The 26,200-nt window shown below is 47.1% G+C and carries 15 protein-coding genes; 14 read left to right on the top strand and 1 reads right to left on the bottom strand.

What is annotated here, in order from left to right; genetic code table 11:
* Positions 1-73: 73 nt before the first annotated feature.
* The gene (locus V7Q13_RS14930) at positions 74-2,524 is read left to right on the top strand and encodes a glutaminase family protein (protein WP_333801469.1); all 2,451 of its coding nucleotides are present in this window, start codon (positions 74-76) and stop codon (positions 2,522-2,524) included.
* A gap of 78 nt (positions 2,525-2,602) precedes the next feature.
* Here the strand turns inward: V7Q13_RS14930 and uxuA are convergent, their stop codons facing one another.
* The gene (gene uxuA / locus V7Q13_RS14925) at positions 2,603-3,754 is read right to left on the bottom strand and encodes a mannonate dehydratase (protein ID WP_333801468.1); all 1,152 of its coding nucleotides are present in this window, start codon (positions 3,752-3,754) and stop codon (positions 2,603-2,605) included.
* Between the two features lie 439 nt (positions 3,755-4,193).
* Here uxuA and V7Q13_RS14920 point away from each other — a divergent pair, with 439 nt between their 5' ends.
* The 13 genes from V7Q13_RS14920 (at position 4,194) to V7Q13_RS14860 (ending at position 25,974) form a co-directional block, all read left to right on the top strand.
* Positions 4,194-4,460: a hypothetical protein gene (locus V7Q13_RS14920; protein ID WP_333801467.1), complete on the top strand. Its 267-nt coding sequence runs from the start codon at positions 4,194-4,196 to the stop codon at positions 4,458-4,460.
* Positions 4,461-4,564: 104 nt separating this feature from the next.
* Positions 4,565-4,966 (top strand): hypothetical protein, encoded by a 402-nt coding sequence (locus tag V7Q13_RS14915; RefSeq protein WP_333801466.1) that lies wholly within the window; start codon positions 4,565-4,567, stop codon positions 4,964-4,966.
* Positions 4,967-5,256: 290 nt separating this feature from the next.
* Positions 5,257-5,835: an RNA polymerase sigma-70 factor gene (locus tag V7Q13_RS14910; RefSeq protein WP_333801465.1), complete on the top strand. Its 579-nt coding sequence runs from the start codon at positions 5,257-5,259 to the stop codon at positions 5,833-5,835.
* 67 nt (positions 5,836-5,902) lie between these two features.
* Positions 5,903-7,087, top strand: coding sequence for a FecR family protein (locus tag V7Q13_RS14905; RefSeq protein ID WP_333801464.1), 1,185 nt, complete (start codon positions 5,903-5,905; stop codon positions 7,085-7,087).
* Positions 7,088-7,096: 9 nt separating this feature from the next.
* Positions 7,097-10,609 carry a TonB-dependent receptor gene (locus V7Q13_RS14900; RefSeq protein ID WP_442958263.1) on the top strand — a complete coding sequence of 1,171 codons (3,513 nt, stop codon included), beginning with the start codon at positions 7,097-7,099 and terminating at the stop codon, positions 10,607-10,609.
* A gap of 19 nt (positions 10,610-10,628) precedes the next feature.
* Positions 10,629-12,176: a RagB/SusD family nutrient uptake outer membrane protein gene (locus tag V7Q13_RS14895; protein WP_157477412.1), complete on the top strand. Its 1,548-nt coding sequence runs from the start codon at positions 10,629-10,631 to the stop codon at positions 12,174-12,176.
* A gap of 25 nt (positions 12,177-12,201) precedes the next feature.
* Positions 12,202-13,092, top strand: a complete 891-nt coding sequence (locus V7Q13_RS14890; RefSeq protein ID WP_333801462.1) for a LamG-like jellyroll fold domain-containing protein — start codon at positions 12,202-12,204, stop codon at positions 13,090-13,092.
* Between the two features lie 94 nt (positions 13,093-13,186).
* Positions 13,187-14,548, top strand: coding sequence for a glucoamylase family protein (locus tag V7Q13_RS14885; RefSeq protein ID WP_333801461.1), 1,362 nt, complete (start codon positions 13,187-13,189; stop codon positions 14,546-14,548).
* Positions 14,549-14,692: 144 nt separating this feature from the next.
* Positions 14,693-18,808, top strand: coding sequence for a hybrid sensor histidine kinase/response regulator transcription factor (locus V7Q13_RS14880; RefSeq protein ID WP_333801460.1), 4,116 nt, complete (start codon positions 14,693-14,695; stop codon positions 18,806-18,808).
* A 244-nt stretch (positions 18,809-19,052) separates the two neighbouring features.
* Positions 19,053-20,366 carry a BNR repeat-containing protein gene (locus V7Q13_RS14875; RefSeq protein ID WP_333801459.1) on the top strand — a complete coding sequence of 438 codons (1,314 nt, stop codon included), beginning with the start codon at positions 19,053-19,055 and terminating at the stop codon, positions 20,364-20,366.
* Positions 20,367-20,370: 4 nt separating this feature from the next.
* Complete coding sequence (locus V7Q13_RS14870; RefSeq protein WP_333801458.1) at positions 20,371-21,531, top strand: glycoside hydrolase family 88/105 protein; 1,161 nt, start codon at positions 20,371-20,373, stop codon at positions 21,529-21,531.
* Between the two features lie 117 nt (positions 21,532-21,648).
* Entirely contained in the window at positions 21,649-22,689 is a 1,041-nt protein-coding gene (locus tag V7Q13_RS14865) for a UDP-glucose--hexose-1-phosphate uridylyltransferase (protein ID WP_333801457.1), read from the top strand.
* 180 nt (positions 22,690-22,869) lie between these two features.
* Positions 22,870-25,974 (top strand): glycoside hydrolase family 2 TIM barrel-domain containing protein, encoded by a 3,105-nt coding sequence (locus tag V7Q13_RS14860; RefSeq protein WP_333801456.1) that lies wholly within the window; start codon positions 22,870-22,872, stop codon positions 25,972-25,974.
* The last annotated feature ends 226 nt before the right edge of the window (positions 25,975-26,200 follow it).

Genomic DNA, 26,200 nt, shown 5'->3' with positions numbered 1-26,200 from the left:
ATGTCTATTACTGCTGGTTTATTTTTCTGTATCCTTCAGTGGTAGAATTGTACCTTAAATAAAATTCATGCGTATGCAAACTGTTCGTTTTTTGTTGTGTTGTTTGCTCAGCTTGCCTGCGTTGGCACAGCAGCAGGCGCCGGCATATCCGCTCATTACACACGACCCGTATTTCAGCATCTGGTCTTTTACTGATACATTGAATGCATCGCCTACCAAACACTGGACAGGCACTACGCATGCACTGAATGCGATAGTGCAGGTAGATGATGTTTTTTACCGCATTATGGGTGCCGCAGAAGATGTGTATGAAACGGTATTGCCTACCGGCGATGAAAACGATTTTTCTTTTCGCTATGTGCTGCAAGAACCTGGAGCTGCGTGGACGGAAACAACTTTTCAAGACGATAAATGGTTGGCAGGCGTTACGCCTGTTACACATCGCAAAGAAGGAAACGGTACGGAATGGAGCACCCGTCATATTTGGTTGCGCCGGAGTTTTGAGCTCTCGCAGCTACCAGTGCATCCGATGTATTTGCTCACCGGCTTTGATGATAATGCAGAAATTTATTTGAATGGCACCCGCATTCACAGTGCCAAAGGCGTAGCCAGAAAATTTCAATACCTCGCATTGGATGCACAGCTTCGTGCATTATTAAAACAAGGGAAAAATGTATTGGCTGTGCATGTAGAAAATACCGGCGGCGATGCTTTTGTAGATGTTGGTATTGCGGCCAAAATGCCACGCCTGCATGAGCAAAAAATAAAAAATGCCCTGCAGCAATCCGTGAAGATGACGGCTACACAAACCAGCTATCAATATGCTTGTGGTCCTGTACAGATTTCATTGCGTTTTGTTTCGCCATTGCTCCTGCAAGATCTGGAACTGATGTCGCGGCCGGTGTCGTACATCACGTATGAAGCAGTAGCTACAGATGGCGATACACACCAGGTAAAAGTGCTGATGACTGCCGCAGGTGCCATTGCCAGCAATCATGCTTTGCAAACGCTTACAGCACAACAATATCAGCATGCTGGGCTTAGCATACTCAAGGCAGGTACGCTGGAGCAACCCATTTTGCAAAAGAAAGGCGATGACCTGCGGATTGACTGGGGTTATGTATATGTAGCTGCCAACATTGCTCCGGGTTTGCAGCAAAGCGTTGGTACAACTGCAACGGCCATTGCAGATTTTATCACGCATCAATCATCAGGCAAGGTAATGCGCCAAGGGAAAGCGTTGAGCCTGAATACACAGTTTGATTTAGGCCGGGTGGGCAGCAAAACTGCAACGCAGCAATTGCTGATAGGTTATGATGATATTTTTTCTGTTCAGTACTTTGGCAGCAATCTGCGTCCGTGGTGGAACAGGAGTGGAAAGGAAACGATAGAGCAACAATTGCAAAAAGCTGCAGCTGGTAGTGCAACAGTGCTCCAGGCTTGTGCTGATTTTGACGCTGCATTACAACAGCAATTGACAAAGACAGGTGGAGATGCCTATGCACATTTGGGCATATTGGCCTACAGGCAAAGCATTGCTGCACACAAGCTGGTGCAAAGTCCGCAAGGTGAGTTGCTGTTTTTATCAAAAGAAAATTTCAGCAATGGTTCTATTAATACAGTAGATGTTACCTATCCGTCGGCGCCTTTGTATTTGTTGTACAATCCATTGCTGATGCAGGGTATGCTCAATGGAATTTTTTATTACAGTGAAAGTGGCCAATGGAAGAAACCTTTTGCAGCACACGACCTCGGGACATATCCCATTGCCAATGGTCAAACTTATGGCGAAGACATGCCAGTGGAAGAATCTGGCAACATGATTATTCTTACCGCAGCCATTTGCAAAACGCAGAAAAATTATGCCTATGCCAAACAACATTGGGCAACGCTGACGCAGTGGGTAAATTTTTTGGTAACAGATGGATTTGATCCTGCCAATCAATTGTGTATTGATGATTTTGCCGGGCATTTGGCCCGCAATACCAACCTGTCGGTAAAAGCCATTGTAGGCATTGGTTGCTATAGTCAAATGGCAGAAGCATTGGGTGAAAAAGCCATTGCCCAACGATACCGTGACACAGCCTCCGCCATGGTGCAGCGTTGGATGCAAATGGCCGATGATGGTGATCATTACAAACTGACTTTTGATAAAAGCGCTACCTGGAGCCAGAAGTATAATTTGGTGTGGGATAAAGTACTGGGGCTGAATTTGTTTCCTGCAGCGGTGTACAACAAGGAAATCAACTATTACCTCAGCAAGCAACAAGCATTTGGTTTGCCACTTGATAGCCGGCGTACGTACACCAAAAGCGATTGGATATTGTGGACTGCAGCACTCACTGAAAACCGAGCACAGTTTGATGCCTTGTTATTGCCTGTGTATCGATTTGCTACCAGCACAGCCAGCAGAGTGCCGCTCAGCGATTGGCACGAAACAACCAATGGCCGGCAGGTTGGCTTTCAGGCAAGAAGTGTGGTAGGCGGCTACTACATGCCATTGCTGAAAGCTGTATTGCGTTAGCAAATGTATTCTATAGCAATAGGCGTTCTGCAACAGAACGCCTATTGCTGTTTGTAAATATTGAATCAGCGGAACTGACTAATAGTTGCTGCGCAAAATGCCCAGTTCCAAACCACGCAATTCAGCAAGGCCCCGCAGCCGACCAATAGCGGTGTAGCCGGGGTAGGTTTTCTTTTTTAAATCATCCAGCATTTGATGGCCGTGATCGGGTCGCATAGGCAGGTTTATTTGCCGCTGCTGCATTACGCCCGAAAGGGCTTTTACCACGGCATACATATCTACATCACCATCCAAATGGTCTGCTTCAAAAAAGTTGCCTTCTGCATCTCTTTTGGTGGTACGCAAGTGTACAAAATGAATGCGGTCGCCAAATTGCTCAATCATTTCTGCCAAAGGATTATCGGCACGTACACCCAGTGATCCTGTACAAAAGCAAAGACCATTTGCTTTTACCGGCACTGCTTGCAATAACGCTTCCAAATCGGCCCTGGTGCTTACAATACGGGGCAGGCCCAGTAATGGATAAGGCGGATCGTCGGGGTGAATGGCAAGGGTTACACCACAGGCTTCTGCCACTGGTGCTACCTCCGATAAAAAGTAGTAAAGGTGCTGTTTGAGTTTGGCTGCATCAATATGTGCATAGTTGTCCAGTGCAGACAGTATTTCTTCTGGAGTAAAAGGCACTTCGCTGCCGGGCAGGCCCAGCAGACAGTTGTGAAAAATGCGGTCTTTTTCTTCCTGACTGGCGCTGTCAAAAAAGGCTTTGGCGCCTGCTATTTCGGCTTCACTGTAATCCTTCTCTGCATTGGGTCGCTTGAGCATAAACAGGTCGAAAGCCATGAATGCTTTTTTGTTGAAATACAGCGCCCTGCTTCTGTCGGGCAGTTCGTACGATACATCTGTCCGCATCCAGTCGAGTATAGGCATGAAGTTGTAGGTAATTACCTGCAAACCACAGTCAGCAATATTGCGGATGCTTTGTTTGTAGTTGTCTATATGTAGCAGGTAGTTGCCGGTTTGGCGTTTTATGTCTTCGCTTACGGGCAGGCTTTCAATCACCGTCCAGGTAAGACCAGCTTCCGCTACTGCTGCTTTTCTTTTTTCAATTTCTGCTACTGTCCACACTTCGCCCACGGGTATGTGGTGCAGCGCAGTTACCACACCGGTGCAGCCCGCCTGGCGTATGTCCCAAAGGCTTACCACATCGTTGCCCGGCCCATACCACCTCATGGTTTGTTCAAATTTGTAGGCATTTTTCATTGGCTTTTACTTGTTGTTGTGTATTGCGAAAAAATATGACATACAGCGGTGAAGATATTTCATCCCATACTTGCTTCGCTTTCTCCGGTGCTTCTGTTTTCAACAATTCACGGAAACGTTTTCGAAGCGGCTATACATGGTTTGTTTAGCCAATCTGCAGGATAGAAGGCCAGGTGATCAACAACCTTCGGCAGCGTTCGCTCAACAGCATGGAAGGCATCGAAGGCTACTAGTACATAGGGGGTGAATAATGCAGTTTTTGGGTGTGTAACATTCAATTTGGTTTTGGCCGATTAATCGAAGAATGTCCCCTGTCTATCTTCATGTGGTGTATCAAACTTATCTGGAATTTGGCCATGGATACGCAAGGATTTTCCCTTTCAACTAAAAAATTAAAGGATTGCTGATTATGAAAAAACTCTACGCTGATTGTTTGTCTTTATTGAGTACTTTTTCTTTTGCGCAGGCACAAACGCTCATCCCCGTTACTGATGAATTGGTGCTGCCTCAGTATGCCTACTACGGAGGAACTTCAATATCCAACACCAACAGGTTGCCGTTTGTGGTTCGCTTGAAGCTTTCCGGTCTTACTGCCAATACCACTTACCGCTACCTGGCGGGTATCAGTAGCAATCCATCGCTAACCACCACTCAGGCGCCGGGGGCCGTGCCGTAAAAAACAATGTAGAACTTACCTGGACTACCGCTCAGGAAAAAGACAATAAGCATTTTGAGATTCTTCGTGCCGGTACCGATGGCCGGTTCTTCAATATTGGTACCGTGGCTGCAACTACCTCCACTGCTGCTACACATCAGTACAGCTTTGTGGATGCAGAGCCTTTATCAGGGAAAAATTTGTACCGACTCAGGCAGGTAGACAAAGACGGAAAAAGTACTACCTACAAAACCATAGTGGTACAGGCTGCACAGCAGGCACAAGCCATTCGCATCGTTTCGGTAAGTAATGCAGAACTGGTGTTGTCGGTAACTGCTGCCGCTCAAGGGAATGGCGCCATCAGTTTTACCGATATGCGTGGCAGCGTGTTGCACAGCAGAACAGTTCAGTTGCAGCAGGGCGATAACCTGATACGCATTCCCATGAATGGTATGCCTAAGCAAATGGGCATTGTGCAGGTAAAAGGTGCACAGGCAGAACGCATGCACCTGAAGGTGATCTTATAAAACGTTTCAAAAAAGTCGCTGTGTGTCTATGCAACTACAGCGGCTTTTTTGGTGTATGCATAGTAAGGTGGATAGCATAACGGTTTCTGACTGTTGTGCTATTTTTTTGCACAGGAATTTTTCGGAAAGATTGCGTGTATCAAATCGTTGAGTGCCTTGGCTTTGCCCGGTAACCTGTAGCACTGTTCAAATGGTTTGTGCACATTCAATTTGGTGATTTCGACCAAAGCCTGCCTAATTTTGACAGCCCTAACAGGATGTTCTGCTAAATTTATGGTCACTATTTGACGATGCCTGCCTCTTACCGCACATATGCCAACGATGAACTGGTTCGCCTGCTACAGCAGGATGATGCGGAGGCTTTTTCAGAATTGTACCGCAGGTATTGGCAAAAGATGTTTGCCATTGCTATCAACCGCCTGCACGACAGTGCTTTGGCCGAAGATGTGGTGCACGATGTGTTTGCCAGCCTATGGGCCAACCGCACAGAAGCGGCCATTCAAACCATTGAAAATTACCTGGCTGTAGCCACCAAATACATGGTGCTCACCCGTCTGAAACAGCAGGCCCGCCAGCAGCAGTTGCTGCAACAGGCACCGGCAACGCTAGCCATCAACGATGAGGTTGAACTGCGGATGCAGCAGCGCCAGCTACTGGCCCGCATTGCCGAAGAGGTAGAAAAACTGCCCGAAAAGTGCCGCCTCATTTTTAAGTACAGCCGCGAAGCAGGCATGCCGGTAAAAGAGATTGCCCGGTTATTGCAGCTATCGCCCAAAACGGTGGAAAACCAACTCACCAAAGCCCTGCGCCAGTTGCGTGTGGCTACCCGCAGCCTCTTTATGATGCTGGTTTTGTTCCTCTTTTTCTAATCACTTACTTTTTTTTCATGCGCCGTGGGGGATATCCTTTCTGCGGCATACTTATTCTATTACAACGATGCCAACGCCTGCTCACATAGAAGCTTTAATTGAGAAATATCTCCAGGGAACTACCAGCCCCGAAGAGGTTGCGGAACTGAATAACTGGTACCGCTCCTTCGATGACAGCGAGGCGGAAATTCCGCTGGCTTCTGCAGCCGATTTGGCCGGATTAGAAGCCCGGTTACAACAAAGAATTTTACAGACAACAGGTCATCATACCACAAGCAATCGAAAGCGCAGCCGCCCTTGGGTGGCTGCCGCTGCTGCGGTGCTGCTCATGGGGTTGATGGGCACGGCCTATTATCTGTTTTTTGCCCAACAACAACCTGTGGACTCACCATCAGTAGCCGTACAGCCCAAGCCGGCGCCGGTGCAAATTGTACCCGGCGGCAACAGAGCTATTTTGACACTGGCCGATGGCAGCACCATCGTATTGGATAGTGCATCGAACGGGGTGTTGAGCCAGCAGGGCAATATTGCCGTAGAAAAGTTAGACAACGGTTTGCTGGCCTATCACATCAATGGCAAAATCATTACTGAAAACGACGAAGCTTTTTACAATACCATCAGCACACCCAAGGGCGGTCAGTATCAGGTAACGCTGTCTGATGGCACCAAAGTGTGGCTCAATGCAGCGTCTTCTATCCGTTTTCCGGTGGTATTTACTGGTGCCATGCGGGAAGTAACCATTACTGGTGAAACCTATTTCGAAGTCACCAAAAATGAACATCAGCCCTTTATTGTGCAGGCCGGTAATAGCAGGGTAGAAGTGTTGGGAACGCATTTCAACATCAATGCGTATGATGATGAAGCGAGTGTAAAAACCACGCTGCTGGAAGGTAAAGTAAAAGTGAGTGTGGCGGGGCAAACTGCAGAGCAGGCCAGCCGCTACCTGAGCCCGGGCCAGCAATCGAATGTGGGCAAAAACGGCCAGCTGCGCATAGTAGACAATGCCGATACCGAAGAAGCAGTAGCATGGAAAAATGGCCGTTTCCATTTTAAAAGCGCCGACCTCAAAACCATACTGCGGCAAATGGCCCGCTGGTATAATATAGAGGTAGAATACCGGGGTAATGTGGATTTGCATTTTACAGGACAGCTCACCCGCAACGAAGAAGTGGAGCGGGTTTTCCAACTGTTGGAGCTGACCGGCGAAGTGCATTTCCGTACAGAAGGAAGAAAAATAATCGTAACCCGCTAAGCGGAACCGATGAAAATAAAACAGCAGCAATACCTGTACGTGGTGTACAGTATGGTTGCTTCAACGATGATTAAAACAACGAAGCTAAAAGCTATGGAAAAACCATATGAAGGCAGCCTGTCTGCCAATTCCGTTTCGGATTGTATAACCCAACAAATAAATTGTATGCATCAAGCTGTAACTCAGCAATCTGGCTTTGCAGAAAGTCGTATTGCCAAGCAAACCCTTCGGCTGGTGAAGCTTACTTCGGTATTGCTGCTGGCACTTTGCCTGCAGGTAAGTGCCAGTGGATTGTCGCAAACAGTCACCATCCGCGAAAACAACGTAAGCCTCCAGAAAGTATTTGAACAAATCAGAAAGCAAACCGGCTATCAGTTTTTTTATGCCGATGAAGTACTGAAAATGGCAAAGCCCGTTTCACTGTCGGTACAAAATGAACGACTGGTAAATGTGCTGAACCTCTGTTTTGCCGACCAGGTGCTTACGTACACCATTGAAGAAAAAACGATAGTGGTAAAACGCAAACCTGCTGAGCCAGAAGTGGAAATACCCAACACGGGTGTGGTGGTAGAGCAGCCTCAAATAGTGGTAACCGGTCGTGTGTCCGACATAAAAGGGCAGCCGCTGGTGGGTGCCAGTGTAACAGTAAAAGGTACCAACAACGGCACCACTACCGATAACAATGGAGAGTACACTCTTTCAGTTGACGACAATGCTACCTTGGTGTTTTCCTTTGTAGGCTACACCAGCACCGAGCAAGCGGTAGGTAATCGTAAATCTATCAGCGTTAGCCTCAAGCTCATTGAGCGTTCTATGGAAGATGTGGTAGTGGTGGGTTACGGTACCCAAAAGAAAAGAGACCTCACAGGTTCTGTTTCTTCCATCAAAGGCGAAGAAGTAGCCAGCATGCCTGCTACCAACCCCATTGCTTCTTTGCAGGGTAAAGTAGCGGGTTTAACGGTATCAAACAGTGGCCGTGCAGGTGCCAGCCCGGTGGTACGCATTCGTGGTGTAAACAGCACCAACAGTGCCAGCCCCGTGTATGTGGTGGATGGTATTTTGCACGACAATATCGACTTCCTCAATCCTGCAGACATCGAAACCATCGACATTCTTCGTGATCCTTCTTCTATTGCCATTTATGGTGTACGTGGTGCAAACGGTGTTATTGCAATTACCTCTAAAAAAGCAGCTCGTGGCCAAACCCGTATCAACCTGCAAAGCAATGTAGGTGTGCAGGTAGTGCAGGATAAAATCAAAATAACCGATGCTGATGGTTTCAAGAAATTGTACAACGCACAGTTGGCCAACCTGAATGCTACACCGTTTGATTATACCAACTATACGGCCAATACCAACTGGCAAAATGAAGTGTTGCAAAAAGCTGTGATGTCATCAACCAACCTCAGCATTTCTAACAACAGCGAAAAATCAACCACCTATGTAAACATTGGTTATACCGATCAGGAAGGTGTGTTGAAGTTTGACCGCTACAAGCGTTACCTCGTTCGTTTGAATGAAGAAATTCGTTTCAACAAAAACATTAAAGTGGGTGGTGATATCACCGGCTATCATTTTGTAAACACGCCTCCCGGTGCTTCTATTTCCAATGCACTGTGGGCTGCACCCATTGTGCCCATTCAGGCCGATGCCAACACGTATTACAGCATGCCTTCTTTTCAGCGGGCACAGGTGGGCAACCCCATTGCTGCGCTGAATCGCAACCAGGGCAATGAGGTAGATAAAGGTTTCCGGGTGATTGGTAGTTTGTTTGCCGAAGTGAAGTTTTTACAAAACTTCACCTGGCGCAGTACCGTGTACACCGACCTTGGTTTCAATACCAACCGTAGCTACTCACGGCTGCCATTTTCGTTCATCAATTTGGGCGAAGGCGGTACACCTACCACCACTACATTCGACCAACTGGCCCGCACCACTGTGTCGCAACAGCAAAGCGAATCCCGCCGCTTCCAGCAAGATCATACATTGGCCTTCGATAAGAAGTTTGGCAATGGCCACAGCATTAATGCACTGGCTGGTTTTACAACCATTTACAGCGCCAGTTCTTTTGTAGGTGGTAGCCGCAGAGATACTGCGGTAAACATTCCGGATGATCCTGATTTCTGGTACCTTAGTATTTCTAACCCCAACAATCCTATTACAAACACTGGTGGTGGTAGCGAAAGTTCTATTGTGGGTGCGTTTGCCCGTGTGGGTTATCAGTTTAAAAACAAGTATTTGCTCAATGCCACTATCCGCCGCGATGGTAGCTCCAAGTTTGCACCAGAAAATCGCTGGGGTACCTTTGGAAGCATCGGCGCCGGTTGGGTACTGAGCGATGAAAAATTTTTTGATAAAGTAAAAGGCATCAACTTCCTGAAACTTCGTGCAGCCTGGGGCCGTACGGGTAATGCCAACGGTATTGCCGACAACATCTTCAGACCCGGTGTGCAAAATGCGTCAACCGCCATTTTTGCCGACAACATTTACACTTCTATTCAGGCCGCTTACATTCCCGATCCTAACCTGCATTGGGAAACCGTACAAGGGCTGGATTTGGGTGTAGACATTCGTGCATTCGACAATCGCCTGAATGCAGAACTGACTTACTACGATCGTACCACTACCGACATTCTTACTGCCGTAACCCTGCCCAACGAATCCCGCAGTTACTTCACCAACCTGGGTAAAATTACCAACCGTGGTGTGGAAGTAAACCTGGGCTGGAGCGACAACATTGGTAAGAAATTTGGCTACCGTGTTGGTGCTAATTTCAGCTACAACTACAACGTGGTAAATTCAATCGGCAACAATTTCAACTTTACCATTTTGGGTAATGGCGGCAACAACCTGACCAAAACCGGTGAATCCATTGGTCACTTCTTTGGGTATCGTCAAACAGGTATTTATCAGTCTACTGCCGACATCTCTAAGCAGGCTGCCTTCATCAACACACTGCCTGGTGATATTGCCTATGCCGATTTGGATGGCGATGGTGTAATTACACCAGCCGACCGTACCAATATTGGTACACCTTTCCCACCATATTCTTATGGTGCCAATATCGAACTGAACTATAACGGATTCGACTTTGTGCTCGAAGGTCAGGGTGCTGCAGGTCACAGTATTTACACACAACGCCGCACTTCTACTTTTGCAGTGCTCAACTACGAAGCCAACCGCCTGAATGCATGGACTGCACCTGGTACCAGCAACGTAGAACCTATTTTGGACAACACCCGTGGCAACAACTTCCTGATGAGCACTTACTTCCTGGAGCCCGGCGATTACTTCCGCATTCGTACGTTGCAAGTGGGGTACACTTTCCAGCAAAATGCGCTGCGCAAAGTGGGTATTCAAAAAGCAAGAGTGTTCCTGAGCGGACAGAATATCAAAACATGGAGCCTCGTTACCGGTTACTCACCCGAGCCACTCATTGGCAGCATTTTGGGTGGTGGTGCTGATAATGGCGCTTATCCTGTTCCTGCCATTTACTCTTGTGGCATCAACCTTACTTTCTAACAGACAAAAACATTTCCAAATGAAAACAATCAATCAACTTACCTGGAAAGCTTGCCTGTTGGTATTGTCCGCAGGACTGCTCTTTACGAGCACAGGCTGCAATAAGTTTTTAGATACCGAACGTCAAGGGGCATATGACGAAGAGAACTATCCGTACCCCGGTGGCAGCGGCCCGTACGACCAATTTATTTTTGGTGCCTACAACGATTTGCGCAGTTTCAACCTGCACAGCCAATCATTCATTACTGCCGTAAGTATTCGCAGCGATGATGCAGACAAAGGAAGTACGCCAGCCGATGGTGGTGCCAATGCTTTGACCATGGATAATTTTCCTGTGTTGCCAAGCAATGGTTTCCTCAATACCATTTGGTTGGGCAATTATTCGTTGGTAACAAAATGTAACAGCACCATTAAAGAAGTAAACACCAATGCTACCATTGTAGCGCCTGAGCAAATCAAGCAGCAAACATTGGGAGAAGCACGTTTCCTACGGGCCTATGCCTACTTCAATCTGGTGCGTTATTTTGGTAGTGTGCCCCTCATCGATTCATTGTTCTCCGATCCTGCGGCGCAGAATAACGTACCACAGAGTTCAGCAGCTCAGTTGTACGCCTTCATCGAAAGCGACCTGACATTTGCAGCGGCTAACTTGCCACTTACATGGGATGCAAAATTTGCCGGCCGTGTAACCCGTGGTGCTGCCAATGGTTTGCTGGCCAAAGTGTACCTCACCCAAAAGAAATGGGCTGCTGCACAAGCTGCTGCACAAGCGGTAATGGCTTCGGGTGTATATGATTTGTCTACTCCGTACGACAAAATTTTCCGTGAAGAAGGTGAGAATAGCAGAGAGTCGATTTTTGAAGTGCAGGCTACTGCTTCTGCTGCTATTCCATCGGCCAACGGTGTGCAGTATGCACAAATACAAGGTACCCGTGGCGCCGGCGATTGGGACCGTGGCTGGGGTTGGAACACACCGAGTGTACAACTCGAAGCTGCTTACGAAGCTGGCGACCCACGCAAGAACCGCACTATTATGTACACCAGCACAGCTACCACTACTTACCAAACCATTTATGGCGAAACCATTCCTGTAGGTTTGCCTAACCCTCGTTATAATGGTAAAGTGGCCACCAATCCTTCTATCCGTTCAGCTATTGGCAACCGCTTTGGTTACTGGATGAATGTGCGTTTGCTTCGTTATGCCGATGTAGTGCTCATGTTTGCAGAAGCGGCCAACGAAGTAGGCGGCACGGCTAATATTGAAGCAGCCCGTGTAGCCCTCAACAGTGTTCGTGCCCGTGCCCGTGCTGGCAACAACAGTGTGCTGCCTGATGTAACCACTACCGATCAGGAATTGCTGCGCCAGGCCATCCGCCAGGAGCGTAGGGTAGAGCTGGCCATGGAGCACGACCGTTTCTGGGATATCGTTCGCTGGGGCATTGCACAAGATGTATTGCAGGCTGCGGGTAAAACCAATTTCTCCAACAGTCGTGATGTGTTGCTGCCCATTCCGCAAACACAAATTGACCTGAGTGCCGGTGTGCTCAAGCAAAATCCTGGCTATTAATTGTTGATGTTTTAAAACACGAATTATGAAAACAACATTTGCATATATGAAACAGGGCGCTGCTGCATTGCTGGCTTTTTCGCTGCTGGCTACGGCTTGCAAAAAGGATGGTAATCCCAACAACCTGCCCGGCGTTAATCCTGCCGATTATCAAGGTAAGATTGATGGCTTCAATAGTTCCGACGAAGTATATCCGGAAAACGTGATTGCGTACTGGAGCTTCGACGATACCAAGAATGAATTGAAATCAAATACTGCACCCGGACAAACCGCCAACGATGTGTTTGTAACGGGTGGCGTAAGGGGCAAAGCCTTGAGCCTTGCTGCCGGCTATTTGTATTACCCCACACAGTTTGCCAAGTTCAAAACCGATTCGCTCAAAAACTGGAGCATTAGTGTTTGGGTTAAAATTTTGAACAACGGCAGCAAGCGTACCATGCTGTTTCAACTCACCCGTCCCGGTCAGTTTAATGGCAGTATCAACTTTGCGTTGAATACCCAGTCTTTCCCCGCCAGCAATACAAGCACGTTGCGCATTCAGCCTACTTTCCTTACTATGACTGGTGGCACACAAGACAATATCAACAACACGTTGTCGCCCACCATTGGTGCTGATAAATGGACGCACATTGTGCTTACCTATGAGTACCTCACGGGTATCTTCAACATTTGGGCCGATGGCTTAAAGATTGGTGGCTTCCCCAACCGTGGCACCGGCAACAACTCTTTCAAAGCCTATGAGCCCAGCGAAGTCATCATTGGTTCTAACTACAATGGCATACCTGGCAAGTCTGTGAGTTCAGATGTAAGTTTTGCGCCCATGACCGGACAAGTTGATGAGCTGCGGGTGTACAATCGTTTGCTGCCCGATGCACATATTAAAGCCTTATTCAATTTGGGTAAAGCCAATAAGTAATAGCAGTAGTTGTTAGTATAGTTTTATAAAGGGGCACATGGGTTAGGTCTTTTACCTGTGTGCCCCTATTTTGTGAACAAGAAATGAGTGTGATATGAAAAAAATACTTCTTGCCGCAGCCAGTGTGCTGTTTGTAATAGCACCAGTAGCTGCGCAAAAAAAAGCGTTGCAAACCACGTCCGTTCCTTTTGCTTCTGCAAAAGATGCCGCCATATTTAATGAAGTACAGCGGGCAGCCTTTCAATATTTCTGGAAAGGTGCGGAGCCTACGAGTGGCCTGGCAAGGGAGCGTTTTCATGCCGATAATGTGTATCCGCAAAACGATAAGCATGTAGTAACCAGCGGTGGTGGCGGCTTTGGTGTGATGGCTATTCTGGTAGGCATCGAAAGAAAATTTATAACCCGTGAAGAAGGATTGAAACGGTTGGAAAAAATCGTAGGCTTTTTAGAAACAGCTGACCGTTTTCATGGCGCATGGCCACACTGGTGGAATGGTGAAACAGGTAAGGTGAAACCATTCAGCAAAAAAGATGATGGCGGCGATTTGGTAGAAAGTTCTTTTATGCTGCAAGGCTTGCTTTGTGTACGCCAGTATTTTCAGCAAGGCAATACTGAAGAAAAAGCGTTGGCAGCCCGCATTGATAAACTGTGGCGGGAAGTAGAGTTTGATTGGTACACCAATAACAAAAATGTATTGTACTGGCATTGGAGCCCCAACTACGGTTGGGAAATGAACTTTCCGGTAAAGGGCTACAACGAATGTTTGATTATGTATGTGCTGGCTGCATCTTCACCCACACACGGCGTTGCTCCTGCTGTGTATCACGAAGGCTGGGCACAAAATGGCAAGATTAATGAACAGCCCGATGGCTACGATGGCATTCAGTTGCAACTGCATTATCAGGGCGATAATAAAACCAGTGGTCCCTTGTTTTGGTCGCACTATTCTTACCTCGGCCTCGACCCTCGTGGATTGAAAGACAAATACGCTGATTATTGGAAAGAAACAACCGGTCATGCACAAATACATTATCGTTGGGCGGTCAACAATCCAAAGAAATACAATGGCTATGGCCCCGATAGCTGGGGGCTTACTTCCAGCTATTCTATCAAAGGATATGCTGGCCATGCACCTTCTATGGAAAGAGATTTAGGCGTGATTTCTCCCACTGCGGCCTTGTCATCTTTTCCGTACACACCCAAAGAGTCGATGGCGGCGATGAAAAACTGGTACCACAACAAAAAGGATAAACTCTGGGGTGAGTTTGGCTTCTATGATGCCTTCAGCGAAACGGCCAATTGGTACAAGCCGCATTACCTCGCCATTGACCAAGGGCCAATTGTAGTAATGATGGAAAACTACCGTAGCGGGTTGCTCTGGAACCTGTTTATGAGTTGCCCCGAAGTGCAGGCGGGTTTAACCAAACTGGGTTTTACCAGTCCGCATATTAAATAATGATGCTGTTGATGAATGCGGTTTACGTAACCGTTTTCGTTTAGCCATTTTCGAAAAAGTAGGGTGCATGTCAGTGCATAATGGTCAATAACCTTTCTTTATATGCGCATTGCCAAGCGGTATTGCCCGAAAGAAAGCTGCTGTATGAACGCCCGAAAGAAATTGCTTCACTATTGGCATTGGCTGTTGGTACTTGTTCCACTGGTATCAACAGCCAATAATTTTTCACCCATTACCCGCATTGGTATTGAAAAAGGATTGTCGAACAATTCGGTAAGATGCATTTTGCAAGACCGCCAGGGATTTATCTGGATTGGTACTTACGATGGATTGAACCGTTACGATGGCAGTGAGTTCAAAGTGTTTCGCAACCGGCCCGATGACAGCACTTCGTTGCCGCACAATTATATTTATTCCATTCACGAAGATGGCCGGCAACAGTTTTGGGTAGGCACTGGTCAGGGCATTGCCCAGCTCGACAGAACCACCGGTATATTTTCCCCCATGTACTATATACAACAGCCGGGGCGGCAGCGGGAACGCTTGTCTATCAATGCCAATTTTATCAGCTCCGACAGTCAAGGTAATGTTTGGTTTGGAACCAACGGTTGGGGATTGATGCAGAAGCGTTCTGCAGACAAAGATCCTGTGCAGATACTTTGCCAAACCAATACAGGCTGGTCCAATGGATACATAGCCAAAGCCATGGCGCAGGTAGGGCAGCAGCTGTATGTGTTTGTAACCGATATCGGACTATGCCTATACGATGCGGCCAGCAAACGCTTGCTATTGGCCGATGCCAGCGTAGCCAACGCCAACAGCATGGTAGCCGATGCTGCAGGCAATATATGGGTAGGTAGCGAAAATGGCTTGCATCAATACAATACCACGCTGCGCAAATACACGGCTCATTTTACACAAGCATCTGGTGTGTTGCCTTTTGATAATGTAAGTAGTTTGTTTATTGCCAATCATGAATTGTGGATTGCAACAGAAGGAGGCGGTATTGCCATTCGCAACATGCAGCAAGGCAAAGTCCGTTATCTGACTGCGGGCAAAGGCCAACACGACCTGAGCAGCGATGCTGTGTATGCACTGGCCACCGACAATGAAGGTCGTATGTGGATTGGCACTCACAAAGGCGGTTGCAATGTTATATCTTCTTCCGACGGCCGATTTGTAACCATTGCCAATGATCCGTTCAACGGCAATTCTCTCATCGGCAACTTTGTGTATTCATTTGCAGAAAGCAAAACCGACGAAGATATTTTTATTGGTACCGATGGCAACGGACTCAGCATCTGGAACCGGCGTAGCAATCGCTTTACCAACTTTGTGCATCATGCAGGCGATGCCAGCAGCATCAGCCATAATTCGGTGACCAATATTTTTACTGATTACACCGGTAAAATTTGGATGACTACACTGGGAGGCGGTGTCAATCAGTTTAGCAAAGCCACCGGAAAATTCAAGCATTACAAACTGCTGAACACGGCCAACGGCACTGAGAATAAAAATGCATTAAGCCTGTATGAAGACAAGGATAAAACCTTGTGGGCTACCACTTTCGGAAAGATGTATCGCTACAACCGGGCTGACGATCGCTTTGATATTTTTTCTCAAAACATCAACGATATCATCAGCATTACAGAAGACAAACAGGGGCAATTGTGGGGTGGTACTACCAATCAGTTGGTACAAATAGACCGGCAAGACAAGCTGCATCATTTTTACGACATTGGTGGCAAACCAGTGCGGGCCATACTGGCAGATGCAAACAGCAACCGCTTGTGGTTGGGCACCGAAGGCAACGGGCTATTGCTGTTTGACATACCTACGGGAAAAGTGATGGAACGCTACACCGATGCCAATGGCTTGTGCAACAATGCGGTGCACACCATAGTAAAAGATGGCAAGGGCATGCTGTGGCTGAGCACTTTTAATGGGTTGGCCCGCTTCGATCCGAAGCGCAAATCATTCAGCAACTTTTATCAAAGCGATGGTTTGCAAAGCAATCAGTTTAACTATCGTTCTGCATACAAGCTGCGCAGTGGCGAACTGATGTTTGGTGGTATCAAGGGCTTCAATCTGTTTCATCCGGATAGCATTGTGGTGCGGAGTTTTATGCCGCCACTGTACATCACCAGTATCATGATCAACAGCAAGTATGTTGCCGTGGCTGGCAATGATTACATCAGCAAACGCAATGCTGCGACCATTGAAGAGTTGCGCATTCCTTACGATGAAGCCATTCTGTCTATCCGCTTCAATGCACTGGAGTATGCTTCGCCGGAAAAAATAAGCTATGCATATTTTTTGGAAGGATGGGACAGAGGATGGACTTATGCCGGCAACACCCGCAACATCAATTACAACAACCTTACTGAAGGCAGTTATGTGCTGCACATTAAAAGCACCAATGCGGCAGGCACCTGGCAAGAAAAGGAAACCCTGCTTCGGATAATTGTGTTGCCGCCATGGTACCGCAGCTGGTGGGCTTACAGCTTGTATCTGCTGCTGGCAGCGGGTTTGGGCTATGTTATTTACAACTATCGCATACAGCAAGAGCGGCTGCGCTACAAAATAAAACTGGCCCAATTACAAGCCGATCAGGAGCAGGAAGTAAACGAAAGGCGACAATCTTTTTTTACCAATATTGCCCATGAGTTCAGAACACCATTGACCCTCATCATCAATCCGCTGAAAGACATTGTACAAAAAGAGGACAGCAGCGATAGCAAGGAAGAACTCGGGCTGGTGTACCGCAATGCCCGACGGTTACTGAGCCTGGTAGATCAGTTTTTATTGTTTAGAAAAACGGACACAGATACGGGGCAGTTGGTTGAGCAAGTGTTTCACTTCGATCAATTGTGCCAAGAAACCTATCTCTATTTTGTGCAGCAGGCCCGGTCGAAACAAATAAACTACCAGCTGCAGGTAAATGCGCAGCCAATTGTGGTGAAAGGCGACCGCGAAAAACTGGATATCATTTTATACAACCTGATGTCGAATGCGCTGAAATATACGCCGGAGCAGGGTGAGGTATTGGTAAATGTACAAGCCGATGCTACGCAGGTAACGGTAGAAGTATGCGACAGCGGCCCGGGTATACCGCCGCAAGTGGGCAACCGTTTGTTCGAAAAATATTATCAGGTAAAAGAGCCGGGACATGCCGGCAAACCTGGTTTTGGAATTGGTTTGTACCTGGCCAAAAAATTGGCCGAAATGCATGGCGGCAGTATTGGTTTTGCCAACCGAAGCCAAACGGGAACTTGTTTTACCCTTTCGCTGCCCATTGTAAGCAGCGCTGCTCAGGTAGTAGAAAATGCGCCGGTGGCAGCGGCTACGAGTACCGCATTGCTCGAAGAAATAGCTGCGGGCAGCGAACCGCTGGTTGCTGCAAAACCTGCCATTACCAATGGCCTCGAATCGATAGTGAGTGAATTGCGCAGCATACTCATTGTAGATGATAACGATCAAATGCGCAGCTACCTGCGGCAAGTATTCAGCAAAAACTTTACCGTGTACGATGCGGCAAACGGGCGTAAAGGTTTGGCCATTGCCCACGAAGTAATGCCCGACATCATCATCAGCGATGTGATGATGGAAGACATGACAGGCATCGATTTTTGCAAAGCCATCAAAGAAACAGCAGCACTGAACCATATTCCCTTCATTTTAATCACCGGCAGTATTTCGCCAGAGCTGAAAATGAAAGGCATTGAATACGGTGCGGATGATTACATCAGCAAACCCTTCGAAAAAGATTTGCTGGTAGCCAGGGTGCAAAGTCTGCTGCGCAATCAGCAAAACCTGCAGCAGTATTTCTACAACGAAATCACCCATCAGAAAAACTATTTCAATGTGTCGGGTGAATACAAGGCATTTTTAGAAGCCTGTATCGACATTGTGGAACGCCACCTCGACGACGATGAGTTTAACATACAAGTGCTGGCTACAGAAATTGGGATGAGCCACAGCAAATTGTACAAAACCATCAAAACCATTTCGGGGCAAAGTGCCAGTGCCTTTATCCGGTTTATCCGGTTGCGCAAGGCGGCCGAAATGTTTATCAACAGCAATTACAACATCAACCAAACTGCCTTTTATGTGGGCATAAAAGACATCAAATATTTCCGGGAGCAGTTTGCCAAAACCTTTGGCATGAAGCCATCGGAATACATTGAAAAATACCGAAAGACATTGGGCAAAAATTATCGCCTCAACGATAAGGTATCTGGCGACAGGCTTAAGGAATAAAGCCTGTTATGATGCGTAGAGAGAGGGGTAAATTGATGAATTTACCCCCTTTTTTTCCGAGTTGCCCCCCCGTGGGGCTACCACATCTCCAATATTTTTACCCTCATACAGCCGTAGTAAGCTGGTTGCTCATTGGCCATATGAAACACAAAGTGATGTGTTCCCGGGTTGCTGTTTTTGCACCCGTAAAATATTCGTCAGTGGATGCAGCTACCTTTCGGTTTTACTTATAATGATGAAATTGATGCTGCGTCTTTTTTTCTTCCTACTGGGTTGTCATTGTGCGGTGTTTTTGCCGGCACAAAAACTATCGCCGGTAGTGAGTGGCATCACTACGGTGGGCGATGGTTGGGCTGGCAATTCTGTCAACACCGTCATCTTTCGCAAGCATGCACTTACTTCTGTTGCCGATACGCAATTCATTGCCTACTACAATCAGGCAGGAAACGTAGTGCTGGGCAAACGCCATGTTGCCGATACTGTATGGCAAACAGTTGTCACAGCTTTTACAGGCAATATTCATGATGCCCATAACAGCATCAGCATTGTGGCCGATGCGGCGGGCTACCTGCACATGGCATGGGATCATCACGGGCATCCGTTGCATTATGCCAAAAGTGAGGCACCGGGTTCGCTCCGGTTGCATAGCATGGAAATGATAGGCACTCAGGAGCAAAAAGTAACCTACCCGGAATTTCATGCCTTGCCCAACGGGCAGCTCATTTTTTTGTACCGCGATGGCAGTTCGGGCAATGGCAATCTTGTCATCAACAGCTATAATCCCGCCACCCGGCGCTGGAAACGGATGCACAACAATTTGATTGATGGCGAAGGATTGCGCAATGCATACTGGCAGGCATGTGTAGATGCGAAAGGAAGATTGCATGTATCGTGGGTGTGGCGGGAGAGCCCCGATGTAGCCAGCAATCATGACATGTGCTATGCAGTATCGGCCGATGGCGGCGATACCTGGCAACAATCGAATGGTAAAAAATATGATTTGCCTATTACTGCTGCCACTGCAGAAATAGCGTGGCGCATTCCGCAACGCAGCGAACTGATGAACCAAACGTCCATGGCGGCCAACGATAAAGGAGAACCTTTTATCATCAGCTATTGGCGAGGCGCTGGCAATGTGCCGCAATACCAGTTGTTGTACAGGCAAAAAGGTGAGTGGCAACACAGCGATTTGGGATTCAGGAAAATGAATTTTACACTCAGCGGAATGGGCACCAAGAGCATTCCTATATCGAGACCGCAATTGGTGATTGGGCAAAAAGGACGGCACAGTACCGTGCACGTTATTTTCAGAGATGCAGACCGAAACAGTGTTATCAGTATTGCGAGTGCTGCTGTAAAAAGCCGTAAGCGTTTGCAATGGCAGCTGGCAGATGTGTACGAACAATCCGTTGCAGCATGGGAGCCCAACTATGATGTGGCACAATGGACAAATAATAAGCAGCTGTATTTGTTTGTACAACAAGTGGTACAGGCCGATGCGGAAGGACTGATTAAAACAAAGCCAACACCGGTGCAGGTGTTGCAGGTAAAATGGTAGTGGTATGATAACGAGATGGACAAACACACAAGCCTACGTTGTAGCAACGATGATTGCAGTTGTGCTATCGATGGCCTGTGGACATACGCAAAAATCAACGCAGACTGCTGCTGCGCAGCAACAAGTATTGCAGCTCATTCATTTGGTCAATAATAACTGGCAGCAAACACATCAACCCACCGTGAATGCATTTTGGGACAATGCTGCATACCATACAGGCAATATGGAAGTGTATGCACTCACGAAGCACGAACCTTACCGGGAATATTCTACTCAATGGGCTACCCACAACCAGTGGAAAGGTGCCAAATCGGATGACATCAGCAAATGGAAACTGACCTATGGCGAAACAGATGAGTATGTGTTATTTGGCGATTGGCAAATCTGTTTTCAGACCTACATAGATCTGTATAAGTTACAACCCGACGAATCCAAAATAGCCCGTGCAAAGCAAGTGATGCAATACCAGATACAATCTCCGAGAAATGATTACTGGTGGTGGAGCGACGGCTTGTACATGGTAATGCCGGTGATGACGAAAATGTATAGCATCACGAAGGAGCCTTTGTATTTAGAAAAGCTCTACAGCTATTTGCAGTTTGCAGACAGCATTATGTACGATGATTCAGAAGGCTTGTATTTCAGGGATGCGAGGTATGTTTTTCCCAAACACAAAACGGCAAGTGGCGGAAAAGATTTTTGGTCGAGGGGTAATGGTTGGGTAGTAGCCGGGCTGGCCAAACTGTTGCAGGATTTGCCAGCACAGGATGCACACCGGTTATTTTATGAAAACAAGTTGAAAAGCATGGCCGCTGCTTTAAAAAAATGTCAGCATGCCGATGGCTACTGGACCCGCAGCCTTACCGATGAAAAACAATCGCCTGGCTTTGAAACCAGTGGTACTGCATTTTTTACCTACGGCATTTTGTGGGGCATCAATCATGGTTTGCTCAGTAAGGCAGAGTATGGCCCCGTAGTGGAAAAAGCATGGCAGGCTTTAACGACAACGGCGGTACAACCCAATGGCACCATTGGTTATGTACAGCCCATTGGCGAAAGAGCTATTCCGGGACAAATCGTTGATAAAAACTCAACGGCCAACTTTGGTGTAGGTGCATGGCTGCTGGCTGCCTGCGAAATGTATCGCTATCTGGGTAAGAAATAATCAAAGAAGAACATCGGGTTTTTCTTTCAACAACCTACAAACGCAAACAACATCTTACACACAACAAAACAGTAATAAAAGAACGCAAACAAACAGCGAAAACAGAAGGAGCACAAGATGTTTAGCATTCACGAACATGCACATACAAGATTGAATTTACTTACCGGCGATTGGGTGTTGGTATCGCCACACCGTACCAAACGACCATGGCAGGGCAAAGTAGAAATACTGCCTGCCGACGATCGGCCGGCATACGATGCTACCTGCTACTTATGCCCCGGCAATAAACGGGCCGATGGTGCTACCAATCCTGACTATACCGATTCATTTGTATTTGTCAATGATTTTTCGGCATTGCTGACCGATACGCCCGATGGAGATGTAAACATTAATGGATTGCTGCAGGCCAAAAGCGCCAAAGGCATTTGCAAAGTCATCAGCTTTTCGCCCGATCATAGCAAAACTTTGCCAACGCTGCCAGTAAGTACCATTGCCAAAGTGATTGATTTGTGGTGTGCTGAAATGACGAGCATTGCGCAGGACAAAGACATTCAGTACATCCAGATTTTTGAAAACAAGGGTGATATTATGGGCTGCTCCAACCCGCACCCACACGGACAAATTTGGGCACAAAACAGTGTGCCGCTTGAAGTAAGTAAAGAGACGAAGCAGCAGCAGCAATACTATGAACGTTACTGGCGCACTTTGCTCAGCGATTATGTAAACACCGAGCTACAACAGCAGGAGCGGATAGTGCTGGAGCATGAGCATTTTGTAGCATTGGTACCCTTTTGGGCGGTATGGCCATTCGAAACGATGATTGTGCCCAAACGCCCCATGGCGCATATCAATGAGATGACGCAAGATGAACGCCAAGCATTTGCCATCATGCTCAAAGAACTCACTGCCAAGTATGATAATCTCTTTCATGTTTCCTTTCCTTATTCTGCCGGTATCCATCAGGCGCCGGTGAATAGCGGGCAACATCCGGCGTGGCACTGGCACATGCATTTTTACCCGCCATTGCTTCGCTCTGCTACTGTGAAAAAATTTATGGTTGGCTACGAAATGCTGGCCAATCCACAACGGGATGTAACGCCAGAGTGGGCCGCAGAAAGATTGCGTAGCTTGCCGGTAAAGCATTATAAAGAAATGTAGTACCAGTAGGCCAAAAGCCTATAGTATAGGTAAGTAAAGAATGACTAGATCTTTTTCATAAGCAAGTAATCGTACCGGCTGTGTCTACGGCTGGTGGTTTTTTGTTTGTATGATGTATATCAAAGTTCCGGTGACGGAAAAATGGAAACTTGCCGCAAGGCAATCAAAATGAAATGTTGTATGAAAAAATGGTTTGTAATGTTGATGGGTTGTGTAAGCATGCTGCAGTTGGCTGCACAAAACATTTGGGAAAACCCCACAGTGTATGAGGAAAACAAAGAAAAGCCGCATACCAGTTTTATGCTGTATCAGCAGGCAGCAGATGTGAAAGCAGATGATTTTGCAGCATCAGCCTGGTATCAATCACTCAATGGTACCTGGAAGTTTGTGTACGCTGCCAATGTAGAATCTTCGCTCAAAGATTTTTACAGCGATGCAGTGAACACGCAATCGTGGAAGAACATTCCAGTGCCTTCCAATTGGGAACTGCAAGGGTTTGGTACGCCTATTTATACCAACATTACGTATCCGTTTCCTAAAAATCCTCCGTATGTAGGCAAAGACAATCCGGTAGGTACCTACCGCAAAACATTTACCGTGCCCGATACCTGGAGCGATAAAGAAGTGATACTGCATTTTGGTTCCATATCGGGCTGTGCATTTGTGTATGTAAACGGACAAAAAGTAGGTATGTCGAAAGTGGCTAAAACAGCTGCTGAATTCAACATTACCAAACTGCTGCGCAAAGGCGAAAACCAATTGGCGGTGCAGGTATACCGCTGGCACGATGGCAGCTATCTGGAAGACCAGGACTTTTGGCGTTTGAGTGGTATTGAAAGAGATGTTTTTTTGATGGCCATGCCCAAACAAACCATTTGGGATTATTTTTTGAAAGCAGATTTGGATGCACAATACAAAATCGGCAGGTTTTCGGCAACCGTTGATATCAGAGACTTTACAGATCGTACTCCTACGAAAGGAAGCATCGTAGTAAGTGTTGTTAGCAAGGCAGGTTTTGTAGCTTTTACGCAAACTCAAGCGTACACAACCAATGCTGCAGTTACATCAGTACAATTTAGCGGGGCTATTAAAAATGTAGCCAAGTGGACTGCAGAAACGCCGAATTTGTATCAGGTAATCATTGAGCAAAAAGACGCCAGTGGTGCAACGGTAGCGTATACGGGTAGCCGCATTGGTTTCCGGAAAGTGGAGATTAAAAATGCGCAACTAATGGTAAATGGTATGCCGCTAAATGTGCATGGTGTAAACCGCCACGAGCATGATGATGTGCTGGGTCACGTGCCTACCAAAGAGCTTATGCTGAAAGACATTCAACTCATGAAGTTGAACAACATCAATGCTGTTCGAACCTGTCATTATCCCAACGATCCGCTGTGGTATAAACTCTGCGATGAATATGGTTTGTATCTGGTAGATGAAGCCAATATCGAAAGCCACGGCATGGGTGCAGAAGGACAAAGCTGGTTTGATAAAGAACAACATGTAGCGTACCGTCCGGAGTGGGCTGCGGCACACCTCGACCGCCATCGTCGTATGGTAGAAAGAGATAAGAACCATGCTTCCGTTATTATCTGGAGTCTTGGCAATGAATGTGGTAACGGACCAGTTTTCTTTGATGCCTATAAGTGGATAAAAGAAAGAGACAACACCAGACCTGTACAATTTGAACAATCAAAAGAAGCAGCCAATACTGATATTGTTTGCCCCATGTATCCTCGCATTGAGCACATGCGACAGTATGCCAATGACAGCACAAAGACAAGACCGTATATCATGTGTGAATACTCTCATGCCATGGGTAACAGCAACGGCAACTTCAGAGAGTATTTCAATATTATCCGCAGCAGCAAGCACATGCAAGGCGGCTTTATTTGGGACTGGGTAGATCAGGGTTTTAAACAGCAAACAGCAGATGGCCGCACCTACTGGGGTTACGGAGGCGATTTGGGCAGCTACCTCTACCTCAACGATGAAAACTTTTGCAGCAATGGTTTGATTGCTGCCGACCGTACACCTCACCCCGGTTTGTACGAAGTAAAAAATGTATACGCACCCATTCAGTTTACAGCTGTGGATGCCTCCAAAGGCATTATTGCGGTTGAAAACCTTTTTGAATTTACGGCTTTAAACAACCATGCTTTTCAATGGGAAGTGCTGCGCAACGGTCTTTCTTATGCTAAAGGTTCGTTTACTGTTACGGCGGCGCCACACACTAAGCAAACAGTGCAGCTCTCATTGCCCGCAACCGATGCTACCGCAGAATGGATGCTCAACGTATTTGCATTTACGACAACGGCCAATGCCACGGCCTTGGTGCCTGCCGGTCATGAAGTAGCCCGTGCACAGTTTGCCATTGCCGGCACGTATGCAGTTACGGCCAACAAGGGTGCGGGATTGACGATAGAAAAAGATGCTAAGTTGCTCAAGTTTACTGCCGGTGATGTATCGGGAGAGTTTGACCTCAACCGTGGCCAGTTTAAAAAGTACAGCAAGAAAGATGCATTGGAGTTGAACCAATTGCCAACGCCTTATTTCTGGCGGGCACCTACCGACAATGACTTTGGCAACAGCATGCCACAGCAGTTGGGCATTTGGCGTTCGGCACATCAGCAGGCACAGGTAAAAAAAGTAACCGTGGGCGAACAAACAGCTGCCGGATTGCCCATTGAAGTACAAATGGAACTGACCGGTATCAATGTGCCGTACAGCATTCAGTATGTCATTTTAAACAATGGTAGCATACAGGTAACCGCCAGCATGGATATGACCAACCGGTCATTGCCCGAAATGCCCCGATACGGTATGCGGATGCAACTGCCTCCGGCTTTCGATAGCCTGCGCTACTACGGCCGCGGTCCTTGGGAAAATTATACCGACCGAAATGAGTCGGCACTGCTGGGCGTATATGCCGACAAAGTGGCCAATCAGTTTACAGCCAATTACATTCGGCCACAAGAAAATGGTTACAAAACCGATGTGCGTTGGGTACAACTAACCAATACAAAAGGCCATGGCCTGCGGGTAGAAGGAGTACAACCAATTTGCTTTAGTGCGTTGCACCACAGTGCCGAAAGCATGGACCCCGGCATGACCAAAAAACAACAGCATCCGACCGACCTTCGTCCCGATAAAAATGTATACCTCCACATTGATTTGAAACAACGTGGGGTAGGTGGCGATGACAGCTGGGGTGCCTTGCCACATGCACAGTACAGGCTTACCCAAAAGCAATACAGCTACAGCTACATTTTGCAGTTGCAATAGCATCGCTTACTTCAATTGATCAATACAAATACCCGTCGGGAAATGCGTACAGCACCGGCGGGTATTTTTTTATGCATTGCTGTGGCTGCCAATGAAGTTGCGGTATACAGAGCCGCTGCATTCGAAAGGGGGGGATTTAGCGAAAGCCTTGCCCGCATTGAATTTCAAGAAATGGGGGAGTGAATTTTACCCCCAAAGGCTGCAGTCAGAAAAAAGCTGCAAATAC

The organism is Phnomibacter sp. (assembly GCF_036803085.1).
Classification (GTDB): domain Bacteria; phylum Bacteroidota; class Bacteroidia; order Chitinophagales; family Chitinophagaceae; genus Phnomibacter.
The sequence above is the reverse complement of the archived record's forward strand: the minus strand, read 5'-3'. Positions and strand labels throughout refer to the sequence as shown.